Source organism: Shimia sp. R10_1, assembly GCF_017744095.1.
GTDB lineage: Bacteria > Pseudomonadota > Alphaproteobacteria > Rhodobacterales > Rhodobacteraceae > Shimia.
In genome coordinates, this window is record NZ_JAGHQX010000008.1 from 75,958 (window position 1) to 93,746 (window position 17,789).

A 17,789-nucleotide genomic window follows, 5' to 3' on the forward strand; every position below is an offset into this window, starting at 1 on the left:
ATTTATTCACGCCAGTCTACAAATTCGTCAAGCGCGGCCCGCTCCGTGCGGAAGCTGTTGATCGCGGCTGCGTCGTCGGGGAAGCCGAAAGAGATCGCGGCGAGCATATTGTAGTCTTCGGGGATATCAAAATGGCGGCGTACCACTTCGGAAAAAAGCGATAGGGCCGCCTGAGGCACGGTGCCGATGCCCTGTGCTTTGGCTGAGAGGCAAAAGGCTGTGATGAAACCGCCGCAATCCAGCACACCATAGGGGCCAAGCTCTTTAGGGCAGGAGATTACCGCCACATGGGGTGCGCCAAACAATGTGTAGTTTTCTCGCATCTGCTGCACGCGCGCCTCTTTGTCTCCACGCTCTATTCCCACAGAGTCATAGAGTTGCATGCCGCAGGCGTGCCGGCGCTGTTTATGCGCGCCGGTGTAGGTTTGCGGGAACGGGTAATCGGGGGCCGGGATGCCCGTGTCAAAGGCGCTTGCCATAGTTGCGCGGAAGGCTTCGGTTTCTGCACCTGAGGTAACCGTGACTTTCCAAGGCTGCGCGTTGCACCAACTGGGCGCGCGGCCTGCATCTGTGAGGATCTGTTCTATTGTCTCTTTCGGTACCGGCTCAGACCGGAAAGCACGGCAGGAATGGCGCGCGTGCAAGAGCGCCTTTAGTGCGGCGTGGGGGCTCATCACTTGTCTCTCAAAACTTATTGGTTTTGGGCGATGATATAGCCAAAGGCCGCGGCTGCAAGGGCTGCACACGCAACGGCAAAGGCGATTTTCCAAGTTGAGTAGGGTCGTTCGCCCTGAACGCGACCGGTTTGGCCGTTCACCACAAACCGATAGGACTTGCCGCGGTATTTGTAAGCCGCCAGCCAGACCGGCAGCAAGATGTGTTTGAAGGTCACATCGCTCACAGCGGTTTGCACATTGTGGATGCGCTGGCGATCGCCGCCGATGTCAAAAGCCACATCGCGCCGGATCACACGATCCATATGCGCGCGCGCCTCTTCATAGCCTTCGGTGAGTTCGACCGTGTAGCCCTCTGCCTGAAATCCCGCGAGAAATTCGGGGCTGTAGGGCTCCAGCGCAGAGAGATCCCAGGGCTGAAGCGCATCGGTGTATTTTTTTGGTAGGGCCTTTGACGCCAGCACCAGAATGTCGTCAAACCAGCGCGCCACTCGGCCGGAGGCAGGCCGCCAACGGATTTTCTGCACTCGGCGCTGCTCCGCCTTGCCGTCGCGCATCACGGTTTCGGTGACATAGTAGACCGTGCCGCGCTCGCCGTGATAGCTGGATTTTGTGTCGGCATCATAGGTCCAGTAAGGCACGTAGATGCCATCCATCTTGCGCCCTTTGCGAGCATAGTTTTGTAGGCCATTTGGGGCAAACCAGAGCCCGCCCAGCCAGTCGTTCATGGCGTCATGGGCCGCAGGCTCGGCGAGTTGAAACGGCAGCACCGCGCGCGGCTTGATCTGCCGGTGGGTGCCGGTATCCACCACCACAGGTGTCGCGCAAAAGGCGCATTCCGTGGCGTGGGTGTCCCCATCAAATACCACATGGGCCGCGCAATTGGGGCAGGTGGTGGCGCGGGTTTCCATAACTTCCGCCGCCGGAAGCCGCTCTGCCAGAGCGGCGCGAAAATCCAGCTCGGTGATGGCAGCGGCACGGTCGCCCTGTTCGGTGGCTTCCTCATGGCCGCAATGATCGCAGATCAGCTTGCCCTGCGCGGGCGCAAACCTGTAGTCCGCCCCGCACTGTGGACAGGGGAAGCGGGTGGTCTCTTGAGGGGCGGGCGGCGGTGTGGCGGTCATCTGAAAAGTCGGTGCTGTCTGGGTTGGATCGCGTGTGTGGCAGAGAAAGTGCTGCGCCCGGCTGCGGCATCAAGAACGTATGCGCAGCCGAGCAATTGGAATCTTTAGTTCAGCTTCCCGGTGGTGGGGGCGGAAGGATGGTAAAAAGCTGGGCCAGCTCCGCCACGTCTTCGGCGTGTTTCCAGCCGTCCTGACCGGCGGTCCAGACATGGGTCTGGCGGGTGATCTCTCCGGCGGAGGCCATCCTGCCCAGAGCGGCTTTGGAGAATGGGCCTCGGGTCTGGCCGTTTTCGGCGACATGCCAGACATGTTCCACCGGTGGCGGCGGGGGCGGGGCCGCATGGGCCGCCTGCGGAGTGGGCGCTGCCTGCGCGGCAGGGCGGGCGCCCCATGGTCCGGGCTGATGGGCGGCGTGGGGCTGCGCGGTTTGTGCCGCCATCTGCTGTGCCATCGCCATGCCCATCCCCATGCCAAGGCCCGCACCCATGCCCGAGTTTGGCGTCTGCGCGGCGGCGGTCATCGCCTCTGCGGCGGAAAACTGCGTGTATTTGCCCAGATCGCCGACAATGCCCATCGAAGTGCGCTTGTCCATCGCGGCCTCCACAGCGGCTGGCAGCGAGATGTTTTCGATATAGAGCTCAGGGATTGCGAGACCGTATTCGGCAATGGTGCCAGAGATTTCCGCCGCCACCAGCTTGCCCAGATCCGCGGTGTTGGCCGCCATGTCCAGCACCGGAATACCGGAGGCCGCGATCACGCGGGAGAATTCCTGCACGATGATATTGCGGATCTGGAAGCTGATCTCATCCATGGTGAATTCGCCATCGGTGCCCACAATTTCGGTGAGGAACCGCGCCGGATCAACCACGCGGATTGCATAGGTGCCATAGGCGCGCAGACGCACCGGACCGAACTCCGGATCACGCACCATGATCGGGTTCTTGGTGCCCCACTTCAGATTGGCGAAGCGGGTGGTGTTGACGTAGTAGATCTCGGATTTGAACGGGCTTTTGAAGCCGTGATCCCAGTGCTGCAACGTGGTCATCACCGGCATGTTGTTGGTTTCAAGCATGTAAAGCCCCGGCGTGAACACATCCGCCAGCTGGCCCTCATGCACAAATACCGCAGATTGCCCTTCGCGCACGGTGAGTTTGGCGCCGTATTTGATCTCATGGCCCTCGCGTTCAAAGCGCCAGACCAGCGTGTCGCGGGTGTCATCCACCCAATGGATGACGTCGATAAATTCGCCGGTGAGAAAATCAAAAATTCCCATTATTTGGTCCTTTCAATGGGCGCGTCAAAATCCCTGCCCAGTCTGTTCGCGGGCGAGGGTGTAAAGCACGGGGCGTGCGTCCTCGGCATTCATGCCAGACGCAAGGCGTGGATCATAAAGCATGCTGAGCAGCATCTCGTCATGTGTGGTCAACAGAGCGAATTCTTCGTCGTCATTGAAAATCGAAGGCCGCGCGCGCGGGCTGTCGTTGGTCAGGCCCAGGCCTTGCGCAATCTCTTCATGGAGGCAGGATTTCCTCAGCAAATCGGGGTGTTCCGCGCGGATCAGGGCCACCGCGGAGGTGTAAACATTTGGCTCTGTGCCGGAAGCTTGCGCAACGACAAAGCAGTAGATCGAACGCGGGGCGTTTGTGAAGAGCGCGCGGGTTTGCGCGGAGGCATTGGGCAACAGCGTATCAAGCCGCCTTTCAAGCGCGGCGCGATCTTCAGATCCCATCACCAGAATGTGGAAGTTGCCCGAACCATTGGTTTGACGCACAGGGTGGCCGGTGACGCGGGCCAGTCTGGGGATATAGGCGGCCACGGTTTCCCGATCTGTCGCGCGTTTGCTCTCTGCTACAGAAGGGCCAAATTCCAAATTGACACGCACCGGGCCTTCCCAGCGGCGCAGCTGCCCAGGTGTTGCTGAGGCGCGCTCAAGACCGGCATCCAGAACATATTCGTCATAAAATGCGATCTGTTCAAAGTTGCGGGCCAGCATGTCGGGCGTAAAAGGGGTGTCGGGCCCGCCACCATCGGTGCGCAAAAGCCCCCGCGCCAGCAGATCGGCCTGCACCTGACTGTAGTAGGTGGCGAGCATCTCGCTTTCGACTGTCACCGGCTTTGGCGCGGGTGCTTTTGGCGCGGGACGATATACGCTTGTTTCCTCACAAGCGGCCAGAAGGCCCAAGGCAAGCCCCATCGCTATGGTAGAGGCGCGTCTCACGCCTTGGGCACGGAGGTTGCAGCGGTGTCCCCCAAACCGTCCTGACGGGCTTTTGCAGAGGCCAAAGTGTCGCGCAACTCTGCTTCCATCTTCTTCATGTCCTCTTCCGCAGCGGCGCGTTTGGCTTTTCCCGCATCCGCGATCTGCAGCGATTCATTGATGGTGGCAATCAGCTCCGCATTGGCGGTTTTGACCGCCTCAATGTCAAACACGCCGCGCTCCATTTCAGTGCGCACAGCCTTGTTGGTGTCGCGCAGGTTCTTGGCGTTGGCCGTCAGCAGTTCGTTGGTGAGGTCGTTGGCATCACGCACTGCTGCCGCCGCCTCGGCAGAGCGCTGAATGGTCACGGCCTGTGCCAGCTGGGTTTCCCAGAGGGGGACCGTGTTGACCAGGGTTGAGTTGATCTTGGTGACCAGAGATTTGTCGTTTTCTTGCACGAGGCGGATTGAGGGCAGGGACTGCATGGTGACCTGACGGGTCAGTTTCAGATCATGCACCCGGCGTTCAAGATCATCGCGCGCCGCGCGCAGATCGCGTAGTTCTTGGGCTTTCATGACTTGGGCGTTTTCGTCTGCCGCCGCGACTTCTGCTTCTTTGGCGGGGATGTCGGTGCTGTCGAGTTCGCCAATTTTGGCTTCGCCAGCGGAAATATAAAGCGCCAGCTCGTCGTAAAAGTTCAGAGTTTTCTCATAAAGCAGGTCGAGCGACTTGATGTCTTTGAGCAGGGTATGCTCGTGGGTGAGTAGATCGTCTGTAATTTTGTCGATCTGTCCTTGCACCTCTTCAAACCGGGCGGTGAATTTCGCAAAGGGTGCGGCCCGCCCCATGAGCTTTTCCCAGAAGCTACGTTCGCGACGCACATCCAACTCGGAGACGGAGAACCCCCGGATCGTTGTGACAATGTTGCGCAGACTATCCCCAGCGGGGCCAACATCCTTGTTGCGCACGTCTTGTAGCATGGATTGCGAAATTGTTTGCAGCTCTGCCTGTGCCGCGGACCCAAAGGACACAATAGAGTTGGTGTTGCTCATGTCGAGCTCCGCCATGCGCTTGCTGATTTCGGCGGACATGGGGGCGTCCGCATCTGCCATTGGCACCACGGCATTTGCCTCGGCAGGCTCGGGGAGGGACACGGTGGCCTCGGTAATTTCCGCCAAAGCTGCTTCAGCCTTTTTGCGCACAGTATCAGACATGTCAGGTACCTCTCCGGGTCAACACAGTGTTACAGATCGCCCTGATGAAGGCCTTCACGTTCAAGGCGCTCCCGCAGGACATCAATTTCAACATTCAAATCCCCCCGATCCTCCAACAGCAGTTTTTGGGTGCGGGCGGCAAAGTTCTTTTCTAGATCATCTAGCAACGCAGCGAAGTCCTCACGGGCTTTTTGGTCCTGAGTGCGGCGGTAAATGTCGGCAAATTTGATGGTCGCGTCACGCGCTCCCAGAAGATAAACCCCAAGATAGCGGCGTGCGGCTGTAAGATCGCGCGGATCTTCTTCGACGGTTCTAAACAGATCACGCGCGGTTGCCTGAAACGCATCAACACGTCTTTCAAGTGCGCGGTCTCCTGCGCGCGAAATTGCCTCGCGCATCGCTGCAAGATGGTCTTCGGCTTCCTCAATTGCGCGGGCCACACGATCAGTTTGATAGGTGTCTACGCCGTCCATGCCTTTGTCGCGCAAAGGATCAAGACCGAAGGCAAAGCTGTGTAAAATGCCGCCAAGACTTGCAAAAATCAGCGCATCAATGGGGCCGTGACCTGCGATGCCCGCCAAACCGAGACCTGCGGCCGTGAGGAGTGAGCCGAGAATTTTCCGTGGCAACGCAGGGCGTCGAGCGACTTTGCGCGCGTCATACGCTTCTTGCGCGTGCAGGCCTTCGCGAGTCATCCAGGCTGCCAGCAACAAGATACCCAGCGCCGCAATGTATTGCGCCATTACAATAGGCTGTGAGGAAAAAGCCTGCCAAATCAATGGTAGCGGTGCAATGAACAGCAGGTTTGCGCGGCCACCTACACGGCTGCGTTTTGCGTCACGAAACCCACCGTTTGAGGCGGCTGTTGGAGTTTTTGCGTGACCGCTTGGGCTATATTTACCACCGAATTTTTGCGCCATTATGCGCCTCCAGTGATGGCGACGTAAAAAATAAGCACCACAAGCAATCCGAAGGCCAGTCTTTGTAAGCCGCTTGAAGACATGTGGTGCGATCCCCTGCTAAGTTGTCGATAAACTTAAGAACTCTGCCTCTCTCTGGCTAGGGGGAAGTTCGGTTTCATTGGCGCATTCTCGCGGATGATTGCCCATTTGCGCCTTCGCGAGTGCGCAAATGGTTTAGCGTCGGTGCCGTGTCGGCTTGCGGCGCGTTTCGGGTAGTACTGCGCCTTCCAGCCCGAGCTGATCGCGCACCACGCGGCGGCGTACCTCTTCGACCTCACCGGGTTTGAGTTGGCCAAGTTGAAATGGGCCATAAGACGTGCGGATCAGGCGGTTCACACTGAGACCGATGGCCTCCATCGCGCGGCGGATTTCGCGGTTTTTGCCTTCGCGCAAACCTACGGTCACCCAGGCATTTGCGCCTTGCTGGCGATCGAGTGAGATTTCCATGGGTTGGAAGCGTTCACCTTCGATTTCAATGCCTTTACGCAAGGGGGCGAAGGTGTCTTCCGTTGGACGGCCATTCACACGCACCCGGTACTTGCGCAACCATCCTGTGCTTGGCAGTTCCAGCTTGCGTTTGACGCCACCATCATTGGTCAGCAGCAGGAGGCCCTCGGAATTCAAGTCGAGTCGACCAACGGTCATAACACGCGGCATGGTTTCGGGCAGCTTGTCAAAGATCGTTTCCCGGCCCTTTTCGTCGCGGTTTGTTGTCACAAGACCCGTGGGCTTGTGATAGAGCCAAAGCCGCTCATGATCTGGTGTTCCGACCGTTTTGCCGTCGACAGTGATCCGATCCTTGTCTGTCACGTTCAGAGCTGGGCTTGTAAGTTTCTTTCCGTTCACGCTCACTCGGCCAGCTTCGATCATGCGCTCGGCATCGCGCCGCGACGCAATGCCTGCACGCGCCAATACCTTTGCGATACGGTCGCCATTTGGGCGCGGCTGTTCCGATGCGGGTTTTCCAGCAGCGGGCTTGGCGGCGCGTTGGCCGGTTTTTGCAGGGCGTTGCGGGCGCTGTGGTTTGCCAGCGCGGCGGGAGGAGGGCGGTTTTTGACTCATGGCCCCCATGTAGCTGGGAATGCGCAAGCGGGAAAGGGGGATTGCGCAGCCGCGCGCGGCAAGGCATGTCAGGGATATGACATTCACCTCCCACATGGATCTTGCGCTGGCAGAGGCCCGCGCCGCCGCCACTCGCGGCGAGGTGCCCGTGGGTGCGGTGGTTGTTGGTCCGGATGGGCAGGTGTTGGCAAAGGCAGGCAATCGCACACGCGAAGACCATGACCCGACCGCACATGCCGAAATTCTGGCCATGCGCGCGGCCTGCGTGGCGCTTGGCAGCGAGCGTTTGGTCGGCTGTGACCTCTATGTGACGCTGGAGCCTTGCCCGATGTGTGCCAGCGCGATCAGCCAGGCGCGGATCGCGCGGCTTTATTATGGCGCGAGCGATCCCAAAAGCGGTGGTGTGGCGCAGGGGCCTCGGGTGTTCGCCCACCCCCAGTGCCATCATATTCCTGAAATTTACGATGGTCTCGCAGCGGCGGAATGTGAGGCGTTGCTTAAGGACTTTTTTGCCGCGCGGCGCTGAGCCGCTTACCCATCTTCGATGAAAATCTCGCGCGGGATCTCTGCCAGCGGCACACCGCCAGTTTCGGTGACAACAAAGCTCTCGGTGATGGCCACGCCCCAATCCGGTGTCCAAAGACCGGGCATCAAGTGAAATGTCATCCCCGCTTCCAGCTCTGTGGTGTCGCCGGGGCGCAGGCTCATGCTGCGCTCCCCCCAATCCGGTGGGTAGCTGAGGCCGATGGGATAGCCGGTGCGATTGTCCTTTTTATAGCCCGCACGCGCAAAGCTGTCATAGACGCAGCCGGCAACCTCTTCACAGGTGGCTCCGGGTTTGGCCGCTCCAAAAGCATCCTCTATTGCCGCAACACAGCCTCTTGGGCGCGGCGGATATCTGCTGGGGGGCGCCCATGTAGAGCGTGCGGCTGGCGGGGCAATGGTAGCGGTGAAAGCAGCCTGAGATTTCAAAATAGGTCGCTTCACCAGAGCGAAGTGGGCGGTCGTTCCAGGTGATGTGGGCGGCAAAGGCTTCGATGCCCGCGATCCCAGCGGCTTGCACCTCTGCGACCAGCTCGTTTTTGCGGCGGCCTGCGCGAAAACCGGCACGCAAAGTGGCATGCATATGCGCGGTGAGCTGTCCGGCTTTGCGCATCATCGCCAGTTCAGCAGGGCTCTTGACCGCGCGTTGCCAGTTTACGAGGCTGGTTGCATCAATGAGCGGTCCAAACGCCTGCGTCAGCACCGCATGGGATTTGGCGGAATAGTAATAGTTGTCCATCTCCAAGCCGATGTTGCGGGTCAGTCCGCGCGCCTGAAGATGTGCAACCAGCGCCTCATAAGGGTGATGGTCAGGGTGTTGGGCATGCGCCTATGGCCAATCAAGGAGGTTGTCTGCCGACAGCCATGTGGTTTGCGCCGCGCCTGCCTTGTCCTGTGGGCGGCCCCACCAGATCGGATCCCCCGCCGCAGGGGCAATCACCGCCTGCGGCACGTAAAAGCTCCAGCCGTCATATCCGGTGAGCCAGGCCATGTTGGAAGGGTCCGCTACCATCAGCGTGTCGATGCCTTGCGCCGCCATGGCGCGGCGCGTCTTGGTGAGGCGCGCGGCGTATTCTTCTGCGGTAAAGTCAGTGGCGGGCATCAGATGTCGATGGCCCGCATGACCTCTGGCTCGATGACTTCCACATCCGGCAGACCCGCGCGCAGATCATCGGCGGATTGCGCCAGAATCGGGAAGGTGCGGTAGTGGCACGGGATCACGGTCTTGAAATTGAAATAGCGCTTGGCCGCGTAGGCTGCGCCTTTCATGTCCATCGTAAAGTGACCACCCGCAGACAGGATGCCGATGTCGGGCTGATAATAGTCTCCCATCCAGTCCATATCGGCCATGATGTCTGTGTCACCGGAGATATAGATCGTGCGCCCTTCCGCCTTCAGCATATAGCCCACTTCGGAGCCTGCCGCCTTCGGCCCTTCATCGCTGCCGAAGGTGGAGCTGTGCGACGCCGCAACCATAGCGAGGGTAACCCCGTCTCCCAGCTCTACCGTGCCGCCTTTGTTAAAGCCGATGGTTTCCAGATGCTCGTGTTCATTCCAATAGGCCATCAGGTCGTATTGGCCAACGATGGGGCAGGACAGCTTGCGCGCCAGCGGCAGCATGTCGGCCACATGGTCAAAATGTGCATGGGTCAGGATGAGGTGCGTTGCCCCTGCGACAGCGGCCTCATGCTGATCTTCAGGCAACATCGGATTTCCTGTCAGCCAAGGATCGATCAGCAGCACCAGATTGGCGGTTTCAATGCGAAAGGAGCCATGCCCCAGCCAGATGATTTTCATACTGTTTCTCCTTCTGATGTATGGTCAGACTAGCACGGGCGCGTGACAAGAAAAGAGACCAGGACAGAAGGGGCAGGCCACATGGATTGGACAGCGCAGGTGGACGCCTATTGTGAGCGCATGGGGCCAGCGTTCTGGGCGGAACCCGTGAATGCGGTGACAAATGCCGCCTTTGTTCTGGCCGCACTCTGGATGTGGGGGCGTCTGCGCGATATGCCCGCGGGTGGCGGGAAAACACTGGCGCGCACGCTCTGTGTCATTCTTGCGCTCATCGGCATTGGCAGTTTTCTGTTTCACACCTACGCCACGCGCTGGGCCGGAGTGGCGGATGTGGCGCCGATCGCGATCTATGTGCTGCTCTATATTTACGCGGCCAACCGGCACTATTGGCGGCTGCGCCCGCTCTGGGCTTCTGTGGCCACGCTCGGATTCTTCCCCTATGCCGCGCTGACCATCCCACTTTTTTCCCAGCTGCCACTGCTTGGGGTCTCGGCCGCCTATATGCCCGTGCCCGTGATGATCCTAGGGTATGCCTTCGCGCTGAGAGGACGCTTGCCTGGCGTGGCGCGCGGTTTGGCGATTGGGGGCGGCATTTTGCTCGCCTCTCTCACCTTCCGTTCGCTGGACATGCCGATGTGCGAGGCGGTGCCCTTTGGCACTCATTTTATGTGGCATGTGCTCAATGGCGTCATGTTGGGCTGGATGATTGAAGTCTTGCGCCGCCATATCGTGCAACAGGCTGGCACACGCGCCCAATGAGGCCAACTGCTTGCACCGATGCGGTGCGCGCGCTAAAGGCTGAGGATACGTTCGCAGTAAGCCCGCAACAAAAGAGTCTTGCCCTATGTCGATTGATGAAAGCACCGCCGCCAAAGTGGCCAAACTGGCCCGGATCAAGGTTGAAGAGAAAGACCTGCCCGCGCTGGCGCAGGAGTTCAACGCTGTGCTGGGGTTCATTGAGCAGCTCAATGAAGTGGATGTTGAAGGCGTGGAGCCCATGGTTTCTGTCACCCCGATGCGCTTAAAGCGCCGCGAAGATGTGATTTCTGATGGCGATCAGCAGGAGAAAATCCTGAAGAACGCGCCAGATGCGCGCGAAGGCTTCTTTGCTGTGCCAAAAGTGGTGGAGTGATCCGGCCCCTGCCGTTGATCCAAATCCAGCCACCTGAACCGAATTTTGCCCCAGAGAGAGGCGACCGAAATGACCGAATTGACCAAACTGACGCTGGCAGAAGCACGTGACAAACTGCGCGCGGGCGAAGTGACCTCTGTTGAGCTGACCGAATCTTTTCTGAAAGCCATTGATGATGCCGAAGCGCTGAACGCCTATGTGCACAAAACGCCGGAAATCGCGCTGGAGCGCGCGAAGGCAGCAGATGCGCGCATTGCCGAAGGCGACGCGCCGGACATGTGCGGTCTGCCGATTGGCATCAAAGATCTGTTCTGCACCAAAGGTGTGGCAAGCCAGGCGGCCAGCGGCATTCTCGAAGGTTTCAAGCCAGAATATGAATCCACCGTGTCCCAAAAACTGCAGGACGCGGGTGCCGTGATGCTTGGCAAGCTCAACATGGATGAGTTTGCGATGGGCTCTTCCAACGAGACTTCTGTTTACGGCAACGCAGTGAACCCATGGCGTCGCGGCAATGATGACACCGCGCTGACGCCGGGCGGCTCTTCTGGCGGATCAGCGGCAGCTGTTGCGGCAGACCTCTGCCTTGCGGCCACAGGCACCGACACCGGCGGTTCCATCCGTCAGCCAGCGGCCTTCACCGGCATCACAGGTATCAAGCCAACCTATGGCCGTTGCTCCCGCTGGGGCATCGTGGCCTTTGCCAGCTCGCTCGATCAGGCTGGACCGATGACCAAAGACGTGCGTGACGCGGCGATTATGCTGGAAGCGATGTGCGGCCATGATGCCAAAGACAGCACCAGTGCGGAACTCGCTGTGCCAAACTTTGAAGCCATGTTGACTGGCGATATTCGCGGCAAGAAAATCGGGATCCCGAAAGAATATCGTCTAGACGGCGTGCCTGCGGAGATCGACAAGCTGTGGCAGGACGGCATTGACATGCTGAAAGCGGCCGGTGCTGAGATCGTCGACATCTCTCTGCCGCACACCAAATACGCACTGCCAGCCTACTACGTGATTGCGCCTGCGGAGGCCTCTTCCAACCTCGCGCGCTACGACGGTGTGCGCTACGGCCACCGCGCCACTTTGGCGGCAGGTGACGGCATCACCGAGATGTATGAAAAGACCCGCGCCGAAGGCTTTGGCCACGAGGTGCAGCGCCGTGTGATGGTCGGCACCTATGTGCTGTCCGCCGGTTTCTATGACGCGTATTATAACCGTGCCCGCCGCGTGCGCACGCTGATCAAGCAGGATTTTGAGACTGTCTTTGCCCAAGGCATCGATGCGATTCTCACGCCGGCCACCCCCTCTGCGGCCTTTGGCCTCGGCGAAATGTCTGAAGCCGATCCGATCCAGATGTATCTGAACGACGTCTTCACCGTGACTGTGAACCTCGCCGGTCTGCCGGGGGTCTCTGTGCCAACGGGCCTCGATTCCCAAGGTCTGCCGCTGGGGCTGCAGCTCATCGGGCGCCCATGGGAAGAAGGCGATTTGCTGAACACCGCTTATGCGCTGGAGCAGGCAGCTGGATTTGTGGCCAAACCGGGCAAATGGTGGTAAGCCCTCTGCCAAGCAACAAGCAGGCAGAGCAGAGATGACACGAACATTTGGGGCAATCTGCGCCGTTTTGGCGCTGGCGGCGTGCCAGCCGCGCATTCCTGACAGCGCGGCGGGCGTGGGTTTTGACAATGCGGTAAACTCACCGCAGTCCGGGGCACGGCAAACCACTCCATTGAGTGGCACTGCTTTGCCATCGGCCCAAGCTGTCTCCACAGAGACAGTCCCGCCCGCACCTCAAGTGCAAGTGGCATCCGCGCCGCCTGCACCTGCGGCCCCCTTGGCAACCACTTCAGTTGCGGTGCCAACAGCGTCTTCAGAAGCGGCCACGATAGCCAGTGAAACAACAGCGGCGTTGGCAGCGGCTTCGTCAAATTCCGGCGTCTTGCCACTGGAGGCAAGCCCGTCAAACCCTGCGCCGCAGGTTTTCTCCAATCCGGGCATTTCTGACGAAAACGATTTTGCGGCGGTCGGCGAGCGCAGATCAATTGAGGCAGACGCCGCACTGCGTGCGCAAAATCAGGCGAATTACACCGTTATCGCGCCCACTGCTGTGCCCACCCGTTCCGGCGCGCAGGGGCCCAATGTGGTTGCCTATGCGCTCGCAACCAACCATCCGCGGGGCACAAAGGTCCACAGCCGTCTGGGTTTGGCAGGATCGTCTCGCTACCAAAAAGCATGTGCGAAATTTGGCAGTGATCAGGCGGCGCAGCTCGCATTCTTAGAGCGCGGTGGTCCGCGTGTTGACCGCCTCGGTGTAGATCCAGACGGCGACGGCTATGCGTGTGCTTGGGATCCAGCGCCTTTCCGCAAGGCTGCCCGGAATTGATCCTTTGGCAGATTGCCTCGAGATAAAGCAACATCCTTCTCCGAACTTTGGTGTGCGCCGTGATGGGGCCAAGCCTGAACTGATCGTCATTCACTACACCGCGATGGCAACTACGCAGGCTGCGATTGATTGGCTTTGCAACCCACAGGCGGAAGTTTCGGCGCACTATGTTATCTCGCCCCATGGAGAGATGACCCAACTGGTCGACGAGGAGATGCGCGCTTGGCATGCAGGCGCTGGGGAATGGCGCGGTTGCAAGGATGTGAACTCTCGCTCAATTGGTATTGAGTTGTCAAATTGCGGAGATCATCCGTTTGCAGCGGCGCAGATGAGCGCCTTAGAGCGGCTTCTCAATGACATTATGCTGCGTTGGAATATTGGACCTAAAGGAGTCATTGGCCACTCCGATGTTGCGCCGGGCCGCAAGATTGATCCTGGCGCTCGGTTTGATTGGCAACGGCTCGAAATGTTGGGGCTTGCGGAAAAGCGTGGGACAGATGCGGTGCCGCAAGACGTTGAGATGTCTCGGTTTAGAGAAATCGCGAAGCGACATGGCTACAGCGGAGATGTGGCTGACGAAACACTGTTGGCGGCTGTGCGATTGCGGTTTCGGCCGTGGGCTGAGGGGGAACTGGTTTCCGAGGATTTTAGGCCCATCTGGCGCAGTGCTGTGTCGACCTGACAGGTCAAAATGGTTGACGATGTCGTTGTGACGCCATAGGGCAAACCTTGCACAGAGGGCTGGATGGCCGCAGGGGCGCAAGCCCGTGAGGAAAGTCCGGACTCCACAAGGCAACGGTGCCGGGTAACGCCCGGCCGGGGCAACCCGAGGGAAAGCGCCACAGAGAACAGACTGCCCTGATCCGTCAGGGTTAAGGTGAAACGGTGGGGTAAGAGCCCACCGCGCGGCTGGCAACAGCAGCGGCACGGCAAGCCCCACCGGGAGCAATGCCAAATAGGGATCGCGCGTGGCCTCGGCCACAGGGGTGTCTTGCCCCGAGCAGATCCGGGTTGGCAGCTGGAGGTGTCTGGTAACAGGCATCCTAGACGAATGGTCATTGGCGTCGGGGCAACCCAACGCAACAGAATCCGGCTTACAGGCCCTCTGTGCATACAATATTGTTTTTTGTTGCTGCCCCTGCGTCATGTGCGTGTTTTCTTGATGCGCAAGGGTTTTGGATGTCTACAGTGCAAGAAAACAGACTAAGGTTTTTATGAGTATTATTGAGGAAATCGCCTTTCGTCAGAATTTGCGTTTGATTCTGTTGGGCGTCGGGCTTTTGGCTGCTGTGATTTATGGGGCATTTTATTGCTATCGACCGCAGAGCCTATGGAAAACTGTTATAAAGACTGTTCCGATGGCAGCCTGTGCTGGTGCACTTTTCGTCAGCTTTGGATCAAGTGTGGTTGCGTTTGCATTGGTTTGTTCGGCCCTCGGTGATTTTGCGCTGTCACGAAACGGAGAGCGGCCTTTTCTGCTGGGGCTCGGTGCGTTCAGTCTGGTTCACATTGCCTACAGCTGGCATTTTTGGACGCTGGGCGGTGGCGCGTTGACAGTGTCGTTCATGTTGCCCGTTCTTGTCGCGCTCGCACTTTCCACAGAGATTTGGTTAAGTCCTCACACCGGAAAGTTGCGTTGGTTTGTCAGGTTTTACGTCGTCTTGATCAGTTTGATGGGGGTTTCTGCGCTGGCGTTGACAACGCATGCTTTGGCGATGGTCGGGGCTGTCGCATTTATTGTGTCTGATACACTTTTGGCGATGCAGCTTTTTCGCATGCGGGAAGAGAGTGGGTTATATCCTCTGACCTCCGTTGCTATTTGGGGCTTTTACGCTGCCGGTCAATTTTTGATTGTCGCAGGAGTTGGTTGGCAGACACCGCTCTTTTAAATCCTGTAAATTCAGACTAACTGAGTTCCAACAGTTTCGGAGACCCACATGGCGTTTTTCTCAAAGCTCAAGGACAGGTTGTTCAAATCCTCTTCCAAACTGGAGGAGGGGCTCGAGGCGATTGTCGAAGATGGCGGTGAAGTGGAGGCAGAAGCTCCCGCTGTGCAGGAGGCGACGCCTGAGGCACCTGCGGAGGCACCTGCAGCCGTCAGCGCGCCCACCTTTGAGGCGCCTGCTGAAGCGCCCAAACCGACACCCGCATCATCTCCTGCGCCTGAGTCGCAAACTGTGCCGGCCCCCAAGCCCGGCTTGCTATCGCGCCTGACCGGACAGGGCCGCAGCGCGCCTGTGGTGAAACGAGAGCTTGACGATGACATGCTTGAGCAGCTTGAAGAGCTGCTGATCGCCTCTGACATGGGAGTGGACACCGCCTTGCGCGTCACCGCGAATATCGCGGAAGGCCGCATGGGGCGTCGTGTCTCCACGCCTGAGATCAAGGGCTTGTTGGCGGGCGAAGTGTCTCGCATCATGGAAACTGTGGCGCGCCCAATGCCGCTTTATCCGTCAAAACCGCAAGTGGTTTTGATCGTTGGTGTGAACGGTGCAGGAAAAACCACAACCATTGGTAAACTTGCCAGTCAGTTTCAGGCTGCGGGCAAATCTGTGGTCATTGCCGCGGGAGACACCTTTCGTGCGGCGGCAGTCGAGCAGTTGCAGGTCTGGGGGGACCGGGCAGGTGTGCCCGTGTTAACCGCGCCAGAAGGGTCTGATCCTGCAAGTCTCGCCTTTGACGCCATGACAAAGGCCGAAGCGGATGGTGCAGATCTTTTGATGATTGATACCGCTGGCCGCTTGCAGAACCGTCAGGATCTGATGGAGGAGCTGGCTAAAATTGTGCGCGTGATCCGCAAAAAAGATCCTGAAGCCCCGCACAACACGCTTCTGGTGCTGGACGCCACAACAGGCCAAAATGCGATCAACCAAGTTGAGACTTTCCAGAAGCTCGCGGACGTTAGCGGTCTCGTGATGACCAAACTGGATGGCACCGCCAAAGGCGGCATTCTGGTCTCGCTCGCGGATAAATTTGGCCTGCCCATTCACGCGATTGGCGTGGGAGAGCAGATTGATGATCTGCAACCGTTTGATCCGGAAGAGTTTGCCACTGCCCTGATCGGTGTGGAGCAGAGCTGATCTTCCTTTTGCCTCAAATATCCTCCGGGGGTTCGGGGGGTGAACCCCCCCGGCTCTTATGTGTGACGGATAACACAGAATGAGTGCATGGCTCGTGTCTTTGGCCGGGACCGAGGCTGGCCAACAACTCGCGCTGATCCTGGCTGTGTCCGCCGCCTTTCTGCACGCGGTCTTTGGCGCGCTTCAGAAGGGGCGGCATGATCCCTGGCTGACACGTGGCGCAATTGATTTCAGCTATGGCGCCATGGCGCTGCCGTTTGCGCTGTTTGTGGTGCCTTGGCCGGAGCCGCATATGTGGCCGATCTTTGCCGGAGCCTTCGTGATCCACACCGGCTACAAGCTTTTGCAGGGCTGGGCCTACACCAAAGGCGCCTTCACCGTAGTTTATCCGGTGGTGCGCGGCACGGGCCCGTTTTTCACCGTGATTGGCGCTTATCTGATCTTTGGCGAAACCTTCAGCGCGGTTCAGTGGCTCGGGGTGGCCGTCCTGATGTCGGGCATTCTGGGGCTCGCGGTCTACAACATGGTTTTTATGACGGAAGGCCGCGATACGCTGGTCTCTGCCATGGTGATCGCTGTCTTCACCGGATTGTTTGTGGCGCTCTACACCACTTACGACGCCTATGGCATTCGCGCCACCGCAGACCCATTTACCTTTCTGGCGTGGTTCTTTTTCATCGACGGTCTGGTGTTTCCGATCATAGCCGCGCGCCGCTGGCGACGGATGGAAAACCCGCCCACCCTGGGGCCGCTCATGACGCGGGGCTTCTTTGGCGGGCTGGTGGCCTTTGCGAGCTTTGGCTCTGTGATGCTGGCCACGCGGCTTGATAAGGTTGGCGAGGCTGCGGTGCTGCGGGAGACCTCGCCTGTGTTTGCAGCCCTGATTGGCTGGCTGGTGTTGAAAGAGACCGTTGGCCCGCGTCGGATTGCCTTGATGGCATTGATTGCGGCCGGGGCTGTGATAGTGGAAATGGGCGGATAGGACGCCTGAAGAGAGGAAACGCGCAATGGCAGAGAAGAAGATCAATCCGGTTGTGAAAATGGTGCTGGAGATGGGCCCGATCGTGGCTTTCTTTGTGGCCTATCTGCGGATGCGCGATCAGACCTTTACCGTTGGCGGCACCGACTATGACGGCTTCATTCTGGCGACTGCTGGCTTCATCCCGCTCCTGACCCTGACGACGGTGATCCTTTGGCGTCTGACCGGCAAGATCAGCAAGATGCAAATCGCCACATTGGTGCTGGTTGTGGTGTTTGGTGGCCTGTCGGTCTGGCTCAACGATGAGCGCTTCTTCAAGATCAAGCCCACCATGATCTACCTGCTGTTCGGCGGCATTCTGGGCTTTGGGCTGCTGCGCGGACAGAGCTACCTGAAGGTGGTCATGGAGGAGATGATGCCGCTCAAAGAAGAGGGTTGGATGCTGCTGACCAAGCGGCTGACCTATTTCTTCTTTGGCCTTGCGGCGCTCAACGAAATCATCTGGCGCACCCAAACCACCGACACTTGGGTCTATTTTAAGACCTTCGGCCTAACGGCGGCGGTGTTTGTCTTCTTCATGACGCAGGGCAAGATCTTTCAGGACTACGCCATTGAAGAAGACACAAAGGAAACCTGATCCGG

Annotated in this window: 21 protein-coding genes and 1 other RNA gene; 11 read left to right on the plus strand and 11 right to left on the minus strand. The window is 58.9% G+C overall.

The window, feature by feature from the left end; translation table 11 throughout:
* Positions 1-2: 2 nt before the first annotated feature.
* The 7 genes from J7413_RS15275 to J7413_RS15305 all read right to left on the minus strand — a co-directional run bounded on the left by J7413_RS15275 (position 3) and on the right by J7413_RS15305 (position 7,233).
* Positions 3-674, minus strand: coding sequence for a nitroreductase (locus tag J7413_RS15275; RefSeq protein ID WP_209099753.1), 672 nt, complete (start codon positions 672-674; stop codon positions 3-5).
* A gap of 17 nt (positions 675-691) precedes the next feature.
* Positions 692-1,798 (minus strand): TFIIB-type zinc finger domain-containing protein, encoded by a 1,107-nt coding sequence (locus J7413_RS15280; RefSeq protein ID WP_209099755.1) that lies wholly within the window; start codon positions 1,796-1,798, stop codon positions 692-694.
* A 109-nt stretch (positions 1,799-1,907) separates the two neighbouring features.
* Positions 1,908-3,071 (minus strand): SPFH domain-containing protein, encoded by a 1,164-nt coding sequence (locus J7413_RS15285; protein WP_209099757.1) that lies wholly within the window; start codon positions 3,069-3,071, stop codon positions 1,908-1,910.
* A 24-nt stretch (positions 3,072-3,095) separates the two neighbouring features.
* The gene (locus J7413_RS15290; RefSeq protein WP_209100036.1) at positions 3,096-3,992 is read right to left on the minus strand and encodes a DUF2927 domain-containing protein; all 897 of its coding nucleotides are present in this window, start codon (positions 3,990-3,992) and stop codon (positions 3,096-3,098) included.
* Between the two features lie 20 nt (positions 3,993-4,012).
* Positions 4,013-5,209, minus strand: coding sequence for a toxic anion resistance protein (locus J7413_RS15295; protein ID WP_209099759.1), 1,197 nt, complete (start codon positions 5,207-5,209; stop codon positions 4,013-4,015).
* 29 nt (positions 5,210-5,238) lie between these two features.
* On the minus strand, positions 5,239-6,129 hold the full coding sequence (locus tag J7413_RS15300) for a 5-bromo-4-chloroindolyl phosphate hydrolysis family protein (RefSeq protein ID WP_209099761.1): 891 nt from the start codon (positions 6,127-6,129) through the stop codon (positions 5,239-5,241).
* Positions 6,130-6,345: 216 nt separating this feature from the next.
* Complete coding sequence (locus tag J7413_RS15305; RefSeq protein ID WP_209099763.1) at positions 6,346-7,233, minus strand: pseudouridine synthase; 888 nt, start codon at positions 7,231-7,233, stop codon at positions 6,346-6,348.
* Between the two features lie 76 nt (positions 7,234-7,309).
* Between J7413_RS15305 and J7413_RS15310 the strand changes: the two genes are divergently transcribed.
* On the plus strand, positions 7,310-7,759 hold the full coding sequence (locus J7413_RS15310) for a nucleoside deaminase (protein ID WP_209099765.1): 450 nt from the start codon (positions 7,310-7,312) through the stop codon (positions 7,757-7,759).
* A gap of 5 nt (positions 7,760-7,764) precedes the next feature.
* Here J7413_RS15310 and J7413_RS20740 read toward each other — a convergent pair whose 3' ends face one another.
* The 4 genes from J7413_RS20740 to J7413_RS15320 all read right to left on the minus strand — a co-directional run bounded on the left by J7413_RS20740 (position 7,765) and on the right by J7413_RS15320 (position 9,573).
* Positions 7,765-8,097: a M24 family metallopeptidase gene (locus tag J7413_RS20740; RefSeq protein ID WP_348538770.1), complete on the minus strand. Its 333-nt coding sequence runs from the start codon at positions 8,095-8,097 to the stop codon at positions 7,765-7,767.
* Complete coding sequence (locus J7413_RS20745) at positions 8,054-8,515, minus strand: M24 family metallopeptidase (RefSeq protein ID WP_348538762.1); 462 nt, start codon at positions 8,513-8,515, stop codon at positions 8,054-8,056. Before J7413_RS20745 ends, J7413_RS20740 begins: the two co-directional genes overlap by 44 nt.
* Before the next feature lie 90 nt (positions 8,516-8,605).
* Entirely contained in the window at positions 8,606-8,878 is a 273-nt protein-coding gene (locus J7413_RS20750; RefSeq protein WP_348538763.1) for an aminopeptidase P family N-terminal domain-containing protein, read from the minus strand.
* On the minus strand, positions 8,878-9,573 hold the full coding sequence (locus tag J7413_RS15320; RefSeq protein WP_209099767.1) for a metal-dependent hydrolase: 696 nt from the start codon (positions 9,571-9,573) through the stop codon (positions 8,878-8,880). The genes J7413_RS20750 and J7413_RS15320 overlap by 1 nt, the downstream gene beginning before the upstream one ends.
* An 81-nt stretch (positions 9,574-9,654) precedes the next feature.
* Here J7413_RS15320 and J7413_RS15325 point away from each other — a divergent pair, with 81 nt between their 5' ends.
* The 10 genes from J7413_RS15325 to J7413_RS15370 all read left to right on the plus strand — a co-directional run bounded on the left by J7413_RS15325 (position 9,655) and on the right by J7413_RS15370 (position 17,784).
* Positions 9,655-10,332: a ceramidase domain-containing protein gene (locus J7413_RS15325; RefSeq protein WP_209099769.1), complete on the plus strand. Its 678-nt coding sequence runs from the start codon at positions 9,655-9,657 to the stop codon at positions 10,330-10,332.
* Positions 10,333-10,417: 85 nt separating this feature from the next.
* A complete protein-coding gene (gatC, locus tag J7413_RS15330) occupies positions 10,418-10,705 on the plus strand; it encodes an Asp-tRNA(Asn)/Glu-tRNA(Gln) amidotransferase subunit GatC (protein ID WP_058239744.1) in 288 nt (95 codons plus the stop codon).
* Positions 10,706-10,774: 69 nt separating this feature from the next.
* Positions 10,775-12,262 (plus strand): Asp-tRNA(Asn)/Glu-tRNA(Gln) amidotransferase subunit GatA, encoded by a 1,488-nt coding sequence (gatA, locus tag J7413_RS15335; RefSeq protein WP_209099778.1) that lies wholly within the window; start codon positions 10,775-10,777, stop codon positions 12,260-12,262.
* Between the two features lie 34 nt (positions 12,263-12,296).
* Positions 12,297-13,088 carry a hypothetical protein gene (locus tag J7413_RS15340; RefSeq protein ID WP_209099779.1) on the plus strand — a complete coding sequence of 264 codons (792 nt, stop codon included), beginning with the start codon at positions 12,297-12,299 and terminating at the stop codon, positions 13,086-13,088.
* Positions 13,089-13,092: 4 nt separating this feature from the next.
* Complete coding sequence (locus J7413_RS15345; RefSeq protein ID WP_247743560.1) at positions 13,093-13,770, plus strand: N-acetylmuramoyl-L-alanine amidase; 678 nt, start codon at positions 13,093-13,095, stop codon at positions 13,768-13,770.
* A 51-nt stretch (positions 13,771-13,821) separates the two neighbouring features.
* An RNA gene (rnpB, locus tag J7413_RS15350) (RNase P RNA component class A) lies at positions 13,822-14,201 on the plus strand.
* Between the two features lie 101 nt (positions 14,202-14,302).
* Positions 14,303-14,977: a lysoplasmalogenase gene (locus tag J7413_RS15355; protein WP_209099781.1), complete on the plus strand. Its 675-nt coding sequence runs from the start codon at positions 14,303-14,305 to the stop codon at positions 14,975-14,977.
* Positions 14,978-15,025: 48 nt separating this feature from the next.
* Positions 15,026-16,168: a signal recognition particle-docking protein FtsY gene (ftsY, locus tag J7413_RS15360; protein ID WP_209099782.1), complete on the plus strand. Its 1,143-nt coding sequence runs from the start codon at positions 15,026-15,028 to the stop codon at positions 16,166-16,168.
* 79 nt (positions 16,169-16,247) lie between these two features.
* Positions 16,248-17,150, plus strand: a complete 903-nt coding sequence (locus J7413_RS15365; protein WP_209099783.1) for an EamA family transporter — start codon at positions 16,248-16,250, stop codon at positions 17,148-17,150.
* Between the two features lie 25 nt (positions 17,151-17,175).
* Complete coding sequence (locus tag J7413_RS15370; RefSeq protein ID WP_209099784.1) at positions 17,176-17,784, plus strand: inner membrane-spanning protein YciB; 609 nt, start codon at positions 17,176-17,178, stop codon at positions 17,782-17,784.
* Positions 17,785-17,789 lie beyond the last annotated feature (5 nt).